We start from the raw sequence: 18,396 nt of genomic DNA on the forward strand, positions 1-18,396 counted from the left end.
ACCTACTTCACCAGGGTGTACATCACGGAGCGCTGCTGCTTGTGCCGCCGGATACGTCCCTTGGCGACCAGCGACTCGAGGGTGTTCCGCACCACCTGCGGGGTGGGGTTGCGGTCCGGGTGCTTCTCCAGCAGCTCGTCCCGCAGCTCCTTCGCCAGACGCGGCTCGTCGTACTTGCCGAGCATGTCGGCCAGCAGGTCACCGAGCAGGGGCTGGCGCGACTTCCCCTTCGCGCCGGCCTTCGCCGAGGTGCCCGCCGGAGCGGTCTTGACCGGTGCCGTACGCCGCGAAGTGGCCCCGGCGGCCGCCCGCTTCGCCTTCGCGACGACGGGCTCGTCCTGCAACTGCTCGGGCAGGCGGGACGCGTCCGCGAAACCCTCGTACCGCTCGGCGAGGTTCAGGATGTCTGCCAGGAGGGCTTCCTCCTGCTTCAACGCCGTGATCTTCTCCGCCAGCTCCTGCTGTCGCCGACGGTTCTCCTCCAGGTCCGATGCGGCTTGTTCTACGTACCGCGATCGGAGCGTGGCGGCTGACTGGCTGGTCACAACCGTTCACTCCCTCGATATGGATGACGTTGTGCATGGTACCCACGCCGAGGGTCCCGTGCGGATAAGTGTCAACGCCAGATGGTTCGTCTGGCATGTTCGCTCTTCAAGATAGGCGCTGATGTGCCTGCGCATGTAGGAGGTGCTTCCTCTTCTTCGGCCTCCCGAGGTCCGACGACGTCACTCGCACGAGGTGCCCTCCGAACATACTGCCCGGTAAGTGTGTCGTCGAACCGCCCTCACGCTCCTTTGTGGACCGTTGTGTGTGAGACGCGTCCGGGACGCTCCGACAGCCGGTCCCACCGGGCCGAACGTACTCGGACGTGGGTCGGTGGGACCGTGTTGCGCTGTCCGAGGGACAGGTCGTCACCGGGTGGTGTGCTCGCGGGCCGTCAGGGCGGCCTCCTTGGCCGACCCGTGGTGCACGGGGCCGTGGCCGGGCAGGACGATGCCCGCGTCCAGGCCCTCGATCACGGCCAGGGAGTCCAGAGCCCGGGCCCGGTCGGTGTGGAACATGTCGGGCAGCAGCTGCGGTCCGCTGATCCGCGAGGTGGGATGCGCGGTCACCAGGGTGTCGCCGGTGATCAGGATGCCGCTGCCGGGCAGGTGGTAGGCGCTGTGGCCCTTGGTGTGACCCGGTGTGTGCACGGGCACCGGCGCACCGGGCAGATCCAGGGCGCCCGGCGCGGGGAAGGCCTCCGGCTCGCAGACGGGAACGTGGGTGGTTCCGCCGGCCCGAAGCGCGTGTACGGCCCAGGGAAGCACAACGGGCCGCCACGCCTGCGCGAGCACCTGCCCGACGGACACCTGGTCGAGGAAGTCGCGGCGGGCGTGCGGCACCTCCTCCTGGTGCATGAGTACCGGAACGTCGTACGCGGCGCGGAGGTGTTCGGCGGCGCCGATGTGGTCGTTGTGCGCGTGCGTGACCAGGACGGCGGCCACGGAGCGAGCGTTCAGCCCGACCGCCTCCAGCGAGGCCAGCACGGCGTCGCGGTCGCCGGGGTAGCCGGTGTCGATGAGGGTGCAGCTGTCGCCGTCCTTGATGATGATCCAGTTGGTGTTGCTGCCGGAGGGCAAGACGTACATCTTGCCGCTGACCTACACGGGCGTCGCCGCCATCTACAACAAGAAGGCCCTCGCCGACACGGGCAAGGGGGAGCCCAAGACCTGGAGCGAGGTGCTCCAGCTCTGTGACGCGGCGAAGAAGAAGGGCAAGGTCGCCTTCGCCCTCGGCAACCAGACACCCTGGGTGACGCAGCTCATCGACTACGCCCTGGTGTCCACCACCGTCTACGCCAAGAACCCCGACTTCAACACCCAGCAGAAGGCTGGGAAGGCGAACTTCGTCGACTCCGGCTGGAAGACGGCGATGGAGAAGTACCTCCAGATGAACAAGCGGGGCTGCTTCTCCAAGGACCCGCTCGGCACCAGCGTCGACACGGCCAACGAACAGGTCGCCAAGGGGAGCGCCGTGGCCGCCGTCCAGGTCCTCGCCGTGGCCGGACAGATCAAGGCCGCCGCGCCGGCCGGCACGGAGTTCGGGACCTTCGCGCTGCCCCCTGGCCCAGATGGACGAGACGTACAAGAACGGCTGACCCGACCCGGGCACGCGCCCGCACGTCAGCCACCCCGACACCCGCAGCCCGGTGCACCGGCGGTTCGGCCGGTGTACCCCAATCCAGAGGACAGAAAATGACAAAGAAGTCATTCCAGGCGTTGGAGTCCACGAACCCGGTGGGTAGATCGCTCGGTCGTCGGGGATTCCTCGCGGCCACGGCCGCCTCCGGGCTCGCCCTCTCGGCAGGTCTGGCCACTCCGGCCCACGCCGCCGCCCGCCGAGCGAGTGGTACGGCATCAGGCAGTACCTTCCGCCCCGCAAAGCGCCGTCAGTGCGCGACGTGACCAGCTGGATCACCCGCCACCCCGACCGCCTCCACGACGACCAGTCCCAGCAGCTCAAGCAGATTCTCGACCGCTGCCCCGCCCTCGACCGCACCGCCGAACACGTCCGCGCCTTCGCCGACTTGATGAACGACCGTCGGGGCCGCGACCTCGGTCAGTGGATGGATGGCGTGCAGGCTGACGACGTGCCCGCCCTGCACGGCTTCGTCAACGGCCTCGGCCAGGACCTCGACGCCGTCGTCGCCGGGCTCAGCCTCCGCTACAGCTCCGGCGCCGTCGAAGGCCACAACAACAAGATCAAAATGATCAAGCGGCAGATGTTCAGCCGCGCCAACTTCGACCTGCTCCGCAAGCGGGTCCTCCTCGCGGCGCAAGGCCGTTCATGATCGCGCTTGTGGTGACCCTCCGTGGCCCCGGCACTGAAAGTGATCCAGAACCCAGGTTCAGAGACCGCCGACACTCGTAGCGCGTTCCGGCCCCACGGCGCGGTGTCAGCTCACACGGCCTTCGCATACGGCTCGTCTGCTCCCTCGCCACTGTCATTCTGTTCCGGCCCCGCGGCTTGCATCCAGGACCCGGGTGCGCCGGGGCGGGGGGCGGGGAGCGGTTCGTGCGGCGTCCGCCGCGCGGCGGATGCGGGTGAATGCTGGTGCTGGTGGTGGCACTGCCACCACTACCGACGGAACAGGCTCTCCGTTCGCCCTCGACTCGGCTTACCAGGAGAGTGGACTCGGACACGGGCCGGCCATGCGTGGGGACACGCGTCGGTCGTGAGATCACGGGCGGGGCGCTATGCCTGGGGAAGGAGTTGAATCCGAACGTTGCCGTCATCGGGGACGACGACCGTCTGGTCACGGCCGAGCATCCAGGTCGGGGTGACGAGGAAGAGGCGGTCGCCGGAGCTGAGGAGCAGCCGGAAGCCGCGGTAGCGGTAGGCGAAGGTCCGGTCTTCGCCCGCGGTGGCGAGGGCGGTCTCGGTGATGCCTGTAGGAAGCTCGACCAGTGGTTCCTTGGTGTCGATGATGATCTCAGGCCGTTCCATGAGCTCACGGGCGTCCTCTTCACCTCGGCCGGTTCCGTATGCCCATGCGATCTGTGTGGAGGCCCAGAACAGCCCGGCGACCGCCAGACCGATCGTGCACATGGCGGCGTTCCTGGCAAGGCGCGCGGGCAGGAGGGGGCGCCCACGATTCTTCCCGTGGACCCAGGCGCCGTAGGCAAGGGTGGCGGGCCCGAACGCCAGAGCCAGTGGAGTGGTTCCGATGACCACGCTGGTTTCCTCGCCCTGCACGAACATGCCGATCAGTGCTCGCCCGATCAGGAGCACGCCGACGAGTGCGATGCCGGCTGCAAGGAAGGTGTTGGTGGCGTCTTCCGGGTCTCGGGTGAGGCGCCACTTCACGGTGGCGTGTATCGCGACCACGGTCAGCACTCCGAGGAAGATCAACGCTGCCGGTACGTAGACGACCTCCAGCCCGTACAGCAACAGCGTCTGATTGGACAGGCCCGTCATCTCCAGGGGGACGCCGAAGTAGTCGAACCGGGCTCGTGTCGCGACGTAACCGAAGTAGATGAGCAAGGCCGTGGCTAACGTGGTCGGGCCGATAGCCTCGGTGAATTGCTGAATACGGGTCGAGATGGGGTCCTGGTCGGCCGGCTCTTCCTCCTGCCGTGCCGGATCCTCCTCGTCGTCATTCTCCCCGGCGGGTTCTGCGTCGTCGGTCGCCCCATCCGGTTCTGCGTCGTCGTCCTGGCCTTCCGGTTCCTCCTCGGCGGTCATGAGTTCCCCGGTAGCGGAGCGGAAGAACTCTCGGAACCGGCCGAGGGGGGCCCGCTCCGCGATTCCTCAGGGGATGTCGTCGTCGTTGGGGAGGATGGTACGTCGATCCACGCGTCGATCTTCGGCAGGTCGGTGGTCGTGCCACTGACCTCGACGGGCGCCTCCGCTGTGGGTGGAGACCCCTGCCAGTCCTTCACCTCGTCACAGGGTGAGTCCTCCTTGTTGACGCACACGTACCGGAAGTGAACCGTCGCCTGGACCGTGTAGGGGTCCGGCGAGGGGTCGCCGGTGAGGACTGCACCCGCCATGCACTGACCACTTGCCCTCAGCTGCACTTGCTCGCAGGGAGGATCTCCGGTGGGTGAGCAGTGCGCGAGGTCGGGGTGAGCGGTCGCCGTCCCCGGGCCATCGACGACCGTGAAAGAGACGGATTCGACCACCCCGACCGTGGCCGTCTTGTTAATGACAGTGATGCAGCCACTGTCGCCCGGGCTGCCGTCGAGATGGACGCCGTTCCAATGGATGCTGCGTCGGCCGCCGCTGTTCGACCCGCCCGACGGCGCACCACTGTCCGTCGTCGATGGAATCGCCCCGACTGACGCATCGTTTCCGCCCGTTGGGGACCCGCCCTCCTGACCCCCCGTCGGGCTGCTCGCCGTTCCCGCGGATGCGTCGTCCGCAGTGGCATTGCCGCCCGACACGGTCGACCCGTGTCCGACGGACCCCGAGCTGCTACCGCCGGTCGCGGCCCCGACGAGCCACACGATCCCGAAGATCGCAACGAGGCCGAGAACTCCCACCATGGCTGCGGCACGTACACGCGAGTTCGACACCTCACCCCCCGTATGCCTTTAGTAACTCATTGTCGGGGTTGTGAACGCTCAGGGCAACCCTTGGCGGGAGGTCTTGGACCTTCGGGCAACCGGCGCGGGACTCGGCGACGATCGGCAGCACGGAGATCGGGACCAGGGGCTTGGCGGGCGGGCCGCAAACATGGGCGGGAACGCGGCTCGCCCTTGCCCACGTCCCCCATGTGGGTGTTCTGGAGGAGGAGTAGTACGTCGGCTGTGACACTCATGCGACGCTCCAGGTACCCCACGCCAAGGACGTAGGGCCGAGAAACCTCATCTGACCTGCAGTCGGCCCCGGCCGACACCTTTCCGATGACGCATCATGTGGAGGGCGTGGCGATCCTCGAACCGGCCGCAAAGGGCCTCTGACCTGCGGGTTCTTGTAGATTCCTCAGGCGCGGTCTGTGCGCTCGATCTGTTTCCTGGAATGCATGACGTGAATCACGTCCGATGCGCGCATGAGCGTCACTGACCTGCTGTTTTGCGAGCACTACGGGGACGGCGGCTGTGCCTCGTTCGGTGCAGGCCAGCACGGCAGCAGGCTGTCTTGACGCTCGGACGACGCTCGCTCTGACGGTCTGCCAGAGCAGTGTCGACCGCGCTCGGTCCGGTGTGCCGCCCGTCGCGTTCCGGCGTCACGTGCCCGGGGTACGGCGGTGGGGTCGGCGAGGATCTGTTCGCGTCCGGCGGTGAGGGCGGTGTCGGGGCCGAGGGTGCCGGGGATGACAGTGACGGGGAGGGTCAGGAAGGCGGTCCGGCGCGGGCCGAGGCGGGCGTCGATGCCGGGTCTCAGCCAGGGCAGCCGGGTGGCGAGGTGGCCGCCGACGACGATGTGGTCGGGGTCGGTTAGGCCGGTGACCGCCTGGAGTGCAGCGCCCAGGGCATGTCCGGCGCGGTCCAGGGCAGCCAGGGCAAGTGCATCCTTGCTGTGCAGGCGGTGGCCGAGTTCCGTGAGGGCGGCGCTGGTGTCATGAGGGGAGACAAGAGCGCCGAGCCCGGCCGCGTCCAGGACGGCGTGGGTGTTGATGTATGTGGTCAGGCAGCCGGTCGCGACGCACCCGCAGGCGGGTCCGTCGAGGGAGACGGGAGATGTGACCGAGTTCGCCGGCCAGGCCGTGACTGCCGGGGTAGATGCGGCCGCCCACGATCAGACCGGCGACTTTGGCGTAGGCAACGGTGCTAACGGTTTCGCCGTCCTGCGCGGTGAGGGCGTGGTACTCGGCCAGGGCGGCCATCTTGGCGTCGTTGACCACGTCGACGGGGCATGGCGGCCCGGCCAGCGGGCCGCCGAGGAGCAGGCGAGGCGTGGCGTGTGGTGGTCCGCGCCCGGGGCGTTCGCAGGACCCTCGGGTGACTGGCCGACAGGGCGATCACCAGGCGGCCCGGATGCACCCCGGCCCCGGCCGGCCGTTGGCGGCGAAGGCGGGGGCAATGCCTTCGGCCAGTGCCTCGGGTGGCCGGAATGGACGCCGGGTAGGGCAGTTGACGCGTCTGGTCGGGCGTGCCCGTCAGGTCGGGCCGTCAACCACATCCGTCACGAGCCGCGTGTGCAGCTCCGGCATGTCCGTCACGCGGCTGCCCGGGTGTATGCGGGAGGCGAGCTGGGGAGGCGCCTTCCCCATCGGCGCGCACGGTACGACCGACCAGGGCGCGCAGCACCGGCCACTACGTCGCATCCGTCGGCCCGAGGGGACAGAGGACGCACGAGGAATGGGCGACCGTTGTCACCACTCCTTGTGCCCTGCTTCTCAGATGGTTCGGCCGAAGAGGTACTGGTCGGGACGGAAGTTTTCCCGGTATTCATAAAGGCTTGGTCGGGGAACGGGGGTCCGATGCTGCTTGTCATGGCGTTACTCGTGATCGGTGGGGTCACGCTGGTGTCGCGTTGCGGGGGGCCGACAGCGTTCCACCGGCCGTGTCGCCGCAGACGCAGGGGGCTGTTCGCGCGCTGCCGAGACCATGCCTTCACTTTGGTCACGATCACCGACCTGGCGGGACTTGCGTTGTTCGGTCTTGCATTCGGCGTGTGGGCGCTTTTCGGGCCGGGCATCTGATGCGGCGCCGGCGGAGCCAGGGAGGATGGGCTGCGCTTCCCTGGTGGGTGTGGGGCGTGGCTGCCCTGGCCGGGGTCAGCGGTCTGTGGCAGGCGGCCGAGCAATGGCCGGTGTGGACAGGCATAGTGCTGACCGCCGTGGCAGTGGGGCTGGGCCTGAAACCGGGGCAGCTGGCCGTACAGAGATGGGCCGGCCGCTCGGCGCTTCCCGCGGGGCCCGTGCGCTATTCGCTGGCCCATCTCGATGCCCTGGACCCCCAGCAATTCGAGCTGGCGGTCTGCTCCTTGCTGCGCAGGGACGGACTGACCGCGGAACATGTGGGCAGAGCGGGGGACAAGGGCGCCGACGTACTCGTCGTCGATCATTCGCAACGTCGGGTCGTCGTGCAGTGCAAGCGGCTACGACCGGACCGAAGGGTCGGTGACCAGGATGTCCAGCGGGTCAACGGAACATACCGCCACGACCATGGCGCCCATTTCGCCGTGATCGTCACCACCGGGGGTTTTACGGCAGCCGCGCGAGCCAGCGGCCCCCGCTATGGGATTCACCTGGTGGACCGGGACGCCCTGGAGAGATGGGCGGACCTGGGTGAGCCGCTGTACGGGATCCTGCGAGTTCCGGACGAGGGCGCAAGTCGCAGGCGTTGGGTCCCCGGATCGTGGAGGAAAGGAAGAATCGCTAGGGTGACGGCGAACCAGCAACGCCCGTAACCCACTTTGAACACATGCAAGTTGGCGGTACAAGGGGGAAGATGTCCGACGAGATCGAGTCCGCGCGGATCCAGGTGTTCGGCGCCGACCCGCGGCATGCGGAGCTCGAAGCGAAGGAACTCCGTGAGGTGCTGAACCGGCTGGACGGCGCAGAAGTGCGCTTCGCCCCGCCTGAGGCGCCGCGAGCTACGGAGGGTGCGAAAGGGCCGGCACTGCTGACTCCGGAGGTCGTACTCATCCTCACCACAGGAACCTTCGCGCTGGCGAGGACCGCCATCAAAGCGTGGGTCGAGGTCCGGAAGAGCCGCATGGTGCGCGTGGTGCATTCCGACGGAACTGTCACGGAGTTCCAGGGCGGAGTGTCCGGACGTGAGGTGAACGCACTGCGGAATGGCCAGGGCGACACGACGGAGACCGGCCCGGGAGACGCCCGATGAGCCGCAAACATGCCTTACTGGTGGGCACCGCTGCTTATGAGGACGTAGCTTTCGCCGCTCTGCCCTCTGTGCGCGCAGACGTTCACTACCTGAGCCAGGTGCTGGAAATGCCTGCGGTCGGAGGGTACGAGGCGTGCGTTCGGGTCGAGGACTCGACGAAGGCGGCCATCAAGCAGGCCGTCGAACGGTTTCTGACGGAACGCGAGCCTGACGAACTGGTCGTGCTCTATCTGAGCGGCCACGGGGTTTACGACCGTGAGGACGGTCAGCTGTACTACGTCACCACGGACACCGAGGTCGATCGGATACAGCAGACCGCCCTCGAAGCCTCTTTCGTGACCGATCAGTTGGAGAAATGTGCGGCTCGGCGCAAGGTCCTGCTGCTCGACTGCTGTTTCAGCGGCAGCGCAGTGCAGGGCTTCCGCAGCAAGGGGGCCTCACAGTCGGCCACGGCACCGGTCGTCGAGGCCAGTGGAGTGCACGTCATCACCGCGTCACAGCACTGGGAGCAGGCATTCACCACTGATCCGGACCAGCCCTCGCAGTTCACCAGGGCGATCGTTGAGGGCCTGCACTCGGGACAGGCGGATTTGGACGGTGACGGACAGGTCTCCGCGAACGATCTGTTTCGGCACGTCAGCCGTGACTTGCAGAAAGCACCCGACGGACGGCGACAGACGCCGACCCAGTCCAGCCTTCACGTGACCGGCGACATCTATCTCGCCCGTGCCGCTGTCGGCCGTCAGATACCCGCCCTCAAGCCGCTGCCTGCCGGGTACACCGCAGTCGTCGACGGAGCCGGTGAGGTGACGCCGGCACCAGTCAAGGCCACCCAGGCGGTACACGACGACTCCGCCTTCACGGACGTCGAATGGGCACAGCTGCTGACCTACTACCAACACTGCCTGGAGGCGGAGAACGCCACCGACGAACTGCTGCCACTGGTGGGAAGCGACCCTCCACGCGCGGTCTGGCCGGCGGGGGAGGAAGTCCTGCTCTCCGGCATAGAAACCACGGTTCAAGCGCCGGAACGCGTTGTGGACCTCGCCGAGCGTGGCCTTAAGGACGGAGCCGACCTCTGGTACGGATACCCCGTCGCTGTCCTCTACGACGGCAAGCGGCAGGTGTGCGCACCGCTCGCCATGCGCCAGATCGAGATCGAACGCGGTCCGCAGGGACACAGTGTGGTCACACCCACAGGACCGATCGTCCTGCATCCCAAACTCGTCCTCGACCGGCTGGGCAAGGACGAAGGCAAAGAACTGCTAGCCGCCTACCAGCCCAACTGGCGGCCGGGATTCCGGGAGGACATGGTCCGCGACCTGCGCAGTCTGCTGCAGGAGCTGGGACTGCCCGACACAGAGCACCTTGACCCCGGATCGCTCGGCGACGGCAGCTCGCTGTACGCCGCGCATGAGGGCGTCCGCAATGTGGCGGTCGTCTTCGCCGCACGGCCGGACGCCGCGGCCACCGCACAGCTGATGAAGGACTACAGAACGCTGCGAAAGAGCGTTGGGCAGTTCGCAGGCACCGCGCTCGGAGCATTTACCGCGTCCTCGGGAGCGGACGAGAGCGCCGAGCAAGAGGTGCAGGTTGTCGCTCCCCTGGACCTGAACGAAGGACAGGAAGCGGTCATCCGGGCCGCCATGGTCCGCAAGCTCACGGTCGCCACCGGGCCGCCCGGCACCGGGAAGAGCCAGCTCATCGTCAACGCGGTCGCCACGGCCAGAGCGGCCGGTCAGACCGTGCTCGTCGCCTCGACCAACAACAAGGCGGTGGACGAGGTCTGGGAGCGCTGTGAAGCCCTGGCTCCGGGACTTCTCGTACGGACGGGCAACCAGACAGCCGTCGAGCATGAGTTACGGACGCTGGAGCAGCTCACCCGAAGCGTCCGACCCCACCAGTCTTCCCAGATGCACCGAGGCGAACTGCGGAACCACCTTCGGGGGCAGGAGGCGCTACGTCGTCAACTCGCGCTGGTCGCCCGTTGGGAACGGGAACTGGCCGACCTCGGTCGGCTGCGCTTCTCCTACGCCGAGCAACACCGTGGCGACCCTCAGACGCTCGCCACAGCCCTGGGCGACGATCTTTCCCTTGGCCGGTGGCTGCGCCGGGCTCGCATGGCGGTCCGCCTCGGGATCTTCGGAGGGTGGCTGCGAGGCCGTTGCCTGCGTGGTCTCGCCTCGCTGTCCGAACAGGTTGCAGGGCGGCAAGACTTCGCCGACCTGCTGTCTTTCGCGGAAGCCGAAGCCGCCTGGCGACGGAAGTGCACTGAAGCCGATGCGGCACCGGACGACGCCGAACTTCTCACGATGCTCCGGGAGACCGATCGACAGGTCCGAGAGACGTCGGCAGCACTGCTGCAGGCGTCGGTGGCGGAGCAGGCGATGACCGCACGTGCGGCCATACACGACCGCATCGACGCCGTGAAGTCACGATCACCGCGGCAGTGGTCGTCCTTGGAACGGATCCTGCCGCAAGTGTCCGGCTGGGCCGTCACCGCGAGATCCCCACGACGGTTCCGGGACCGCGCCGCCCTCTTCGATCTGGTCATCGTCGATGAGGCGAGCCAGTGCTCCATCCCGGATGTGCTGCCTCTGCTCTTCCGCGCACGGCGGGCCCTCGTGATCGGGGACCCCATGCAGTTGCAGCACATCACGACACTTCAGCCCCGGCAGGAGGCGGAGGCACACCGTGGGGCGGGGCTGCGGGCGAGCTGGCTCGACGAGCACCGGCTCGAGCACCGACGTTATTCCGCGTTCCACGCGGCTGCCCACGCGGCGGGGGAAACACTGCTGCTGGACGAGCACTTCCGCTGTCATCCGCACATCGTCGGCATCTCCAACCGACATTGCTACGGCGACCGGTTGACCGTCCTCACCGAACCGCGGTCGTTGCGGCGCCTCGATGGAGTCGACGCGGTGCAGTGGCTCGATGTGGTGGGAACGGCGCGCAGAGGCAGCAACGGGTCGTGGATGAACGAGGAGGAGGCACAGCGCGTTCATCTTTCCGTGGAACGGTTGCTGATGCGGCTGCCTGAAGGTTCTACGGTAGGGGTGGTCACCCCCTTCCGTGCTCAGAAGGACCTGATCGCCGAGCGCTGGAAGCACGAGGGGCGCGTCCGGGTCGGCACGGTGCACACGTTCCAGGGGGGACAGCAAGACGTGATCCTCTTGTCCCTGGTAGCAGGTGCAAGAATGCGCCCCAGTGCGGTCAACTGGCTCTGCCGCGAAGTCAATCTGTGGAACGTGGCCATCACCCGCGCCCGCTCGCACCTCATCGTGTTCGGCGACCGCGACTTCTGGTCGGTTCGGGCAGGCATGCCGCATGCACTGCTGGAGGCGGCTGAGGCCAAAGCAGCGCTGTTTTCGCCCGGTGCGAACTCCGGGCAGCAGGACGAGCTTGTTGGCGACCGACTTCAACTCATGCTGGCAGGCGCGATGTCCGGAGTCCTGCTCGACAGGAACGTCACGGCTGACGGCTACCCCTACGACTTCGACGTCCGCCGAGGCACGGGTGTTGTCCAGGTCCGGCTGGACCACGGGGCGTCCTCCGACATGGAGGACGCACGCCACCTGAAGCTCGCCCTCAGCCACACGGCCCTCCTGCCGAACGGCGTGCGGCTGCCTGCCTGGCATGTGTGGGCCGACCGAGCGGAGCGCGTGACGGCTCGGCTCGGCGGCCCGTGAGGAGGGCCGAAGAACAGGACCTCGTCGAGGGCAGTGAGTGCGCCCCAAACGCCAAGGTCCTCGCACTACCATAAGACCGGGGGGATCTCGGTGACTTGGCCTGCGCGCTGGTGACCGGCACGTCAGCATGTCCTATGAGCTTCTCCGACGACCGACTCCTTTACAGTCCGCCAGGAGCCCAACGTGCCGTATACGGCAGAGATCAGCCGCAACAATCCGACGAGCATCATCTTCCTCGTCGACCAGTCGACCTCCATGAGCGATCCCATCGGTGGAGAAGTACCCCAGCAGAAAGCTGATGTCGTTGCCGACGCCATCAACCGGCTCCTCACTGAACTCTCGGTCAAGTGTGCAAAGGAAGAAGGCGTACGCGACTACTTCCACGTCGCGGTCGTCGGTTACGGCGCCACCGTCGGCTCGGCGTTCGCGGGTTCGCTCGCCGGCCGGGACATCGTCCCTCTCAGCGAGGTGGCGGACAATCCTGCTCGCGTCGACGAGCGAAGCAAGAAGGTCCCCGACGGTGCCGGCGGCCTGGTGGAGACCGTCGTCAACTTCCCGCTGTGGATGGACCCGGTCGCCCACGGCGGGACCCCGATGAACCGCGCGCTTCAGTACGCTGAGAGCCTCGTCGCGGCGTGGACCGAGCGCTACCCGGCCAGCTTCCCGCCCATCGTCATCAACCTGACGGACGGCGAGTCGACCGACGGCGACCCGACCGCGGCCGCCGAGGCCATCACCTCGCACGCTACGGCTGACGGAGCGGCGCTGCTGTTCAATCTGCACGTGTCTGCCGCAGGCGGAACCCCGACCGCTTTCCCCGACACGGCCGACGGCCTCCCGGACAGCTACGCCCAGACGCTGTTCGCCATGTCGAGTCCGCTGCCCAGCCACATGCGTTCGTACGCCGCCTCGCAGGGGCAGCGGGTCAGCGAGACCACGCGAGGCTTCGTCTACAACGCGGATATCACCGCGGTCGTGCAGTTCCTCGACATCGGCACCCGAGCCACCGAACTGCGGTGACGACTTCCACCTCATGCGTGTACGTCACGCACCTCGTGGCCCCTAAGCAGGGAAGCACGGAGGCGGAATGCGAAGACGCCGTCGCCGTGCTTCCCGGCCGTCCACACGACTACATGGTGCAGGAGCCGCTCACTGCGGGAGTCTGCGACGGTGCGACGGAGAGCGCACTGGCCAAGGACTGGGCCCGTCTGCTGTCCCGCGCGGCGGCCGAATATGCCATGAGACTGCCAGACCTGCTGGTGGGCGGCACCAGCTTCGAAGAGTTCGCCGCGGCGGCGGTGGCCCAGTGGGATCCCTGGCTCGTGGAGTACACGCAGATGCGCCATGCGGAAGGGCGCCCGTTGAAGTGGTACGAGCACACCAAGCTTGCAGAGGGTGCCTATGCGACCCTGCTCGCGGTGCGCGTCGACCCGGAATCCGATGCCCACCCCGACACAAGTGAACCGGCCTGGCGATGGCGCGCTGCCGCCCTGGGGGACAGTTGCCTGTTCCACCTGCACCACGACCGGCTGGTACAGGCGTTCCCGGTGGCTGCCGTCGAGGAGTTCGGCACAACTCCTGACCTCTTCGGCAGTCGCAACCACGACGTGGCATTGCTGGCCCGCCGCACGCGGTTCACCGAAGGCTGGTGCCAACCCGGCGACCGGCTGCTCCTGATGACCGACGCCCTGGCCGCATGGCTTTTGTCGGTCCCGGACCAGGATGACGCCGTCAGCCAGTTGCTGGAGTTCGCCGGCCCAGACGACCTGGGTGGATTCAAGAACTGGCTGAACGGTCTGCGGGACCGCCGACAATTGCGCAACGACGACGTGGCGCTCGTACGGATCGATTTTGAGGGGCGGTGAAAGTGGGCTCGGCCACTGGTCCGCAACGACAGTTTCCCAGCGGCGCTGATTACGCCGAGGCGCTGCAGCACACGCAGTTGTGTTTCCAGCATCCCGAACTCAAAGGCGCACGGCCGGAACTGACCAAGCTCGGTCTGCCTCGCGCCATCTCCGGCGCCTTCGCGAGCGTCTTCTCGCTGACCTCGGCCTCCTCAGGCCAGCGGTACGCGATCAAATGCTTCACGCGTCACGTTCCGGACCAGGAACGCCGTTATGAGGCCATCAGCTCCCGACTTGCGCAGTTGGACCCGGCCGAACTCTCGCAACCGTGGAATCTGGGATTCGAGTATCTGCCCGACGCCATCAGCGTCGGGCGGGATCGCTATCCGGTCCTGAAGATGGAATGGGTCGAGGCCGTCACCCTGTCATCGTGGCTCGACGACAACCACGCCCACCGGTTCGCCGTCGACCGTCTGGCTGACCGGTTCGAGGCACTGACCCATGATCTGGCCACCCACGAGATAGCCCACGGTGACCTCCAGCACGGCAACCTGCTCGTCGCGAGCGATGACACGCTGCGTCTGGTCGACTACGACGGAATGTACGTCCCGGCGTTGGCCGGCATGGGCGGCACTGAGCGGGGACACCGCAACTATCAGTCGCCCATGCGGGGGAATGATGACTTCGGGGCGGCGCTCGACCGGTTCTCCGCTTGGGTCATCTTCTTGTCGCTCAAGGCAATTGCCTCCGACCCCGACCTGTGGAATCGGCTGCACGAGCCCAGCGGTGAGTTTCTGCTGCTCACCGAGGACGATTTCAAGAATCCGGGCGGCTCCACGAGACTCCAGACGCTGCTGGCCCACCCCGACCGCACGGTGAGCGGCCTCGCTGACCAGGTGCGGTCCTTCGCTTTCCAGCCGTTGGACGTGTTACCTCCGCTCGCGGCAGCCGTGCCCAGACAACGGGCCGCCGCGACGACAACCTCAACGGTATCGGGCGGTGGCACAGCGGCCGCACCCGGTACAGGTGGACTGCCCGGATGGATGACCGGCCACGTCTCTCCGCAGGTCACTCCGACGCCCACCGGGCCCTCGGTCACTGCGCCGGACGGCTTCCGTACGCGGACACCGCTGGATGTCGCCACTGCCGTGTTCTTGCCACTCATGCTGGTCGCAACAGTTTTGATGTTCGTCACGGGGTTCTCGGCGCCACCGATCGGCCCGGGCGTGCCCGTTCTCGCTGCCATCGCGCTCACCGCCTTCGCCAGAAGCCGTCGCTCGGAGCGGGCACGGTCACGGGCCGTCCTCGCAGAGCTGACGAATGAACTGGCCCAGCTCGATGACCCGGTCAAGGCTGCCGAGAAGCTGCGCAAGGACCGGGCGAAGTTCGACGCGGCGGAGGCGAAGCGGGCCGCTGCCTACCCGCGAGCCCAGAGCAAGCTCACAGCCCAGTACCACGCCCAGCTCAAGGAGGCCGAGAGACGCAAGGTCCGCAAGCAGCGCGACATAGATAAGAAGATCGACGGACTCTCGGAAGAACTCCGTAGAGCCCTGGCCAAGGCACTCACCGACAAGCAGTCCGCGTTTGTGCGGGATCAGCTCAGCCGACGGCTGATCGCTCAGTCCCCGCCGCACGGCATCGGACCGAAACTTGCCGCGCGGCTGGCGGTGGCGGGTATCCGTACGGCAGCCGACTTCACGGGCTACCGGTCCGTGCAGAACACCCAGTACAACAGCACCGGCGCTGTGCTCGTGCTGAGCACCGGCCGTGTCGTCGACGTCCATGGCATTGGCGAGGCCAAGGCCATCGCCCTCGATGTCTGGCGCAAAGACCTGGTCGCATCCGCCAAAGCCCGGCAACCGACCGCCCTCGGTGCGTCAGAGCGGCAGTCGATCGAACAGGGCATCGCCAGCCGTAGGGCCCAGCTCACCGCCCAGCGCAAGGCTGTGCAGTCCGAGACCGATGCACTGCGTGTGAAAGCACGTAAGCAGATGGAGGACGATCAGAATCGGCTCACCCGAGAGAACACGCTTGCGGGCGATCAAGCCCGACAGCAGCGGCAGGAATTCAGCCGACGTACGGTCGCACTCCAGCGGAACAGCGCACTCCACGGAACACTGAGCGCCTCCGTCGAGGCTGCCAGGCTCCGGCAGCGGGGACTGTCGTTCGCGTGCTACGTGCGGTTTCTCTACATAGGTCGCTGACGTCCGGTCGGATTTTGGCAGGGGACGCTGCGGCTGTGACTGGCCAAACTCACCAGACACGACCTCGACCACGTCAAGATCTCTTGAAGTCAAGCAGGGGACGCACAAGAGTCGGCTCCGAATGGTCGTTCGCAGCTATGATCTCCCCGGGGCTTGATCAGTCGTTGTCCGGGGCACCGCCCTCTTCGAGGAGACGCGCAGCGAGGTCGTCGGCCCATTCCACAGCCCAGGCGCGGAGAGCGGTGATCGTGGTGTCATCGAGCCCGTAGGCGGCGAATGCTTCTTCGTCAGTCCACTCGGCGCCCGTGAGATTCGACTGCAGGTCCTCGCGCTCGAAGCGGCCGCGGGCGTGGCGGCGGCCAAACTCCTCGAGCTCGGCATTGCTCCAGCGGCGCGAGGCTGCGAACACGTCGATCAAATCACGGGGTGCTCCGCGGTCGGCGAGGGCGCGGACCTTGGTCCCGATCACATCCTCCTCCGCGAGGACGGGGCCGTACGGGCTCTGGGCGACCGGCCGCCAGAAGATCTCCTTGAGGATGTCGACCTCGCATTCCTGCCCGGTGGCTGGGTCGGACACTGTGAAGCGGGCGGACAATGGGGCGGTCTCCAGCGCGTGCACCTTCCAGCCCCGGGCTTCTAGGCCGGCGCGGACCACGGCCGCGATGTCGGCCATGGGTGCCGGGTTCTCGGTGGCGACATCGAGGTCCTGGCTGGGACGGTTCACGAGGCGGTGCGCCCGTACGGCGTATCCACCGGTGAGGACCAGGGGGTACGGGGAGCCGAGCGCGATCACATCCGCCAGGAGCCGGGTGTGCAGCTCCGGCATGTCCGTCATGCGGCTGCCCGGGTGCGGGAGGCGAGCTGGGGGAATGCGTCTTCCCATACGGTGCGCACGGTGCGACCGACGAGTTTGCGCAGCACCGGCCACAGCTGGAGGAGCAGGTCCTGGTTGAGGTAGCGGGGCAGGTCGTCGCGCAGGCCCTCGTGCAGGACGGTGCGGTACAGGCCCATGCGCTGGCGAGGCTTGCTCATGTCGTACGAGGTCATCCCCGACCAGGCCATGTGCAGAGGCAGCTCCACGACACCATGAGTTGGCCCTTGCAACTCGTCCAGCGACTCCGGCAGACGGCGCCGGAACTTCTCCCGGTACAGCGCGAGGTCCTCGGCGACCGCGCCCGAGAGGCCGCTCGGCGTGGGTGTGGCGTGCTGTGAGCTGGAGGGCATGACTCCATTATGGCGGCCGGAGAAGCGGTGAGGGCCATGATGTGCGAGCTTGCGTCCGGAGTGAGCGGGAGCGAGGTCGTGCAGGTGAGCTGGTGGTGGCAGCCTGTTCCGCCTGAAGAGGAGGGATGGACTGTGGGTCATGACGCTCGTTTGACGCTCTGGGCGCACGCGCGCGGGACAGTGAGCCGATAAACCAGCTGTGACCTGGGAGTTTCCGAGAATCGCCCAGACCAACATCTTTCCGATGACGCATCATGTGGAGGGCGCGATCGGGTACCTTGACGGTTGTCTTAACGGAGTTTGGTGGATACAAACGCGAGCAACACCAACCGTAGAGTCCGGCTGAGCTTCCTCGGCCAGTGAGCCGCTTCGGTAGGACTGTAGAGGTGAACTCCGGCCGAACCAACTGAGTAGCACCCCCGGTGCCGGATGAGCGTGCCACACCCGACAGCACGTTCTTCGCCTGCTGGTGGGGGAGCGGAACGCGCTCCTGACCAGAAGGATGGGTCTGCAGATCGTCGGGTGTTGGCCTCAGAGGGTTCGGGACTTGGTCGCGCCAGAGGCGTGTGGCAGTGTGCCGAATCGGTGGCCTTGGCATCGAGAAGGCTGATTAACGGATCGATCAGGAGGTTTCCGGGGAGCGGGTGGCACCCGCCGCGACTTCGGGGCGAGGATGCACGGATCCCCCGATGACGCATCATGTGGAGTGCGTGGCGAGGCCGCGCAGAAAGCGAAGCGGAATCCGGCCTATGCCGACACCTTCGCCCGGCTCGCCCATCGCCGCGGCAAGAAGATCGCCACCACGGCGATCGCCCGCAAACTTCTGGCCCGTGTCTGGCACGTGCTGAGCGAGGCCGAACAAGCAGCCCGGACCCAGGAGGCGCCAACACCCCTGTGGGATGACGTGCGGGACAACGGACGTGTTGCCCCGATTCCGAGGGGTGCGGATGTTGCCTTCCCGACGCTCGTTTGACGCCGGTTCTGGCGGGAGCGTCAGAGGTCCGGCAGGCGGTCGCCTGTCAGGAGGGAGCACTTCGTTCGCCGGCGTGCGTTGCCCCGCGAGTGCCGTTGTACTGCTGGTCCGTGGCCTCGCCCATGCCGTTTCCGGGGTGTCGTCGCGGGTGCCCTCCTCCATAGCGAGCAGGAGGCGATGGCG

At 67.1% G+C, this 18,396-nt stretch carries 15 protein-coding genes and 1 pseudogene; 9 read left to right on the plus strand and 7 right to left on the minus strand.

The features are described 5' to 3' along the window. Positions 1 to 2: 2 nt before the first annotated feature. Together ACFY16_RS32060 and ACFY16_RS32065 are read right to left on the minus strand one after the other, a co-directional pair. Positions 3 to 545 (minus strand): hypothetical protein, encoded by a 543-nt coding sequence (locus ACFY16_RS32060; RefSeq protein WP_390650710.1) that lies wholly within the window; start codon positions 543 to 545, stop codon positions 3 to 5. 366 nt (positions 546 to 911) lie between these two features. Beyond that, positions 912 to 1,622 (minus strand): MBL fold metallo-hydrolase, encoded by a 711-nt coding sequence (locus tag ACFY16_RS32065; protein ID WP_390650711.1) that lies wholly within the window; start codon positions 1,620 to 1,622, stop codon positions 912 to 914. Between ACFY16_RS32065 and ACFY16_RS32070 the strand changes: the two genes are divergently transcribed. Further along, positions 1,603 to 2,241 carry an ABC transporter substrate-binding protein gene (locus tag ACFY16_RS32070; RefSeq protein ID WP_390650712.1) on the plus strand — a complete coding sequence of 213 codons (639 nt, stop codon included), beginning with the start codon at positions 1,603 to 1,605 and terminating at the stop codon, positions 2,239 to 2,241. The genes ACFY16_RS32065 and ACFY16_RS32070 overlap by 20 nt on opposite strands. 193 nt (positions 2,242 to 2,434) lie before the next feature. Further along, positions 2,435 to 2,833 carry a transposase gene (locus tag ACFY16_RS32075; RefSeq protein ID WP_390650713.1) on the plus strand — a complete coding sequence of 133 codons (399 nt, stop codon included), beginning with the start codon at positions 2,435 to 2,437 and terminating at the stop codon, positions 2,831 to 2,833. Positions 2,834 to 3,237: 404 nt separating this feature from the next. Here the strand turns inward: ACFY16_RS32075 and ACFY16_RS32080 are convergent, their stop codons facing one another. The 3 genes and pseudogenes from ACFY16_RS32080 to ACFY16_RS32090 form a co-directional block, all read right to left on the minus strand. Further along, positions 3,238 to 4,227 carry a hypothetical protein gene (locus ACFY16_RS32080; RefSeq protein WP_390650714.1) on the minus strand — a complete coding sequence of 330 codons (990 nt, stop codon included), beginning with the start codon at positions 4,225 to 4,227 and terminating at the stop codon, positions 3,238 to 3,240. A 1,341-nt stretch (positions 4,228 to 5,568) separates the two neighbouring features. After that, positions 5,569 to 6,144, minus strand: a pseudogene (locus ACFY16_RS32085) (ROK family protein); the annotation flags it as partial. After that, the gene (locus tag ACFY16_RS32090) at positions 6,047 to 6,331 is read right to left on the minus strand and encodes an ROK family protein (RefSeq protein ID WP_390650715.1); all 285 of its coding nucleotides are present in this window, start codon (positions 6,329 to 6,331) and stop codon (positions 6,047 to 6,049) included. The gene ACFY16_RS32090 and the pseudogene ACFY16_RS32085, both read right to left, overlap by 98 nt. A gap of 857 nt (positions 6,332 to 7,188) precedes the next feature. Here ACFY16_RS32090 and ACFY16_RS32095 point away from each other — a divergent pair. From ACFY16_RS32095 to ACFY16_RS32120, 6 genes are all read left to right on the plus strand, one after another. Continuing rightward, positions 7,189 to 7,842 (plus strand): restriction endonuclease, encoded by a 654-nt coding sequence (locus tag ACFY16_RS32095; protein ID WP_390650716.1) that lies wholly within the window; start codon positions 7,189 to 7,191, stop codon positions 7,840 to 7,842. 41 nt (positions 7,843 to 7,883) lie between these two features. Next, positions 7,884 to 8,279, plus strand: coding sequence for a hypothetical protein (locus ACFY16_RS32100; RefSeq protein WP_390650717.1), 396 nt, complete (start codon positions 7,884 to 7,886; stop codon positions 8,277 to 8,279). Continuing rightward, entirely contained in the window at positions 8,276 to 11,968 is a 3,693-nt protein-coding gene (locus ACFY16_RS32105) for an AAA domain-containing protein (protein ID WP_390650718.1), read from the plus strand. Before ACFY16_RS32100 ends, ACFY16_RS32105 begins: the two co-directional genes overlap by 4 nt. Before the next feature lie 183 nt (positions 11,969 to 12,151). Then, entirely contained in the window at positions 12,152 to 12,988 is an 837-nt protein-coding gene (locus ACFY16_RS32110; protein WP_390650719.1) for a vWA domain-containing protein, read from the plus strand. Beyond that, positions 12,985 to 13,833, plus strand: coding sequence for a hypothetical protein (locus tag ACFY16_RS32115; RefSeq protein ID WP_390650720.1), 849 nt, complete (start codon positions 12,985 to 12,987; stop codon positions 13,831 to 13,833). Before ACFY16_RS32110 ends, ACFY16_RS32115 begins: the two co-directional genes overlap by 4 nt. Positions 13,834 to 13,835: 2 nt before the next feature. Further along, the gene (locus ACFY16_RS32120; protein ID WP_390650721.1) at positions 13,836 to 16,016 is read left to right on the plus strand and encodes a hypothetical protein; all 2,181 of its coding nucleotides are present in this window, start codon (positions 13,836 to 13,838) and stop codon (positions 16,014 to 16,016) included. Between the two features lie 157 nt (positions 16,017 to 16,173). Here ACFY16_RS32120 and ACFY16_RS32125 read toward each other — a convergent pair whose 3' ends face one another. Together ACFY16_RS32125 and ACFY16_RS32130 are read right to left on the minus strand one after the other, a co-directional pair. Further along, positions 16,174 to 16,851, minus strand: a complete 678-nt coding sequence (locus ACFY16_RS32125) for a nucleotidyl transferase AbiEii/AbiGii toxin family protein (RefSeq protein ID WP_390650722.1) — start codon at positions 16,849 to 16,851, stop codon at positions 16,174 to 16,176. Next, complete coding sequence (locus ACFY16_RS32130) at positions 16,848 to 17,240, minus strand: hypothetical protein (RefSeq protein ID WP_390650723.1); 393 nt, start codon at positions 17,238 to 17,240, stop codon at positions 16,848 to 16,850. The genes ACFY16_RS32125 and ACFY16_RS32130 overlap by 4 nt, the downstream gene beginning before the upstream one ends. A gap of 706 nt (positions 17,241 to 17,946) precedes the next feature. Between ACFY16_RS32130 and ACFY16_RS32135 the strand changes: the two genes are divergently transcribed. Next, positions 17,947 to 18,213, plus strand: a complete 267-nt coding sequence (locus ACFY16_RS32135; RefSeq protein WP_390650724.1) for a hypothetical protein — start codon at positions 17,947 to 17,949, stop codon at positions 18,211 to 18,213. Positions 18,214 to 18,396: the final 183 nt, after the last annotated feature.

It is taken from the genome of Streptomyces sp. NPDC001315 (assembly GCF_042896175.1).
In the GTDB taxonomy this organism is placed as follows: domain Bacteria; phylum Actinomycetota; class Actinomycetes; order Streptomycetales; family Streptomycetaceae; genus Streptomyces.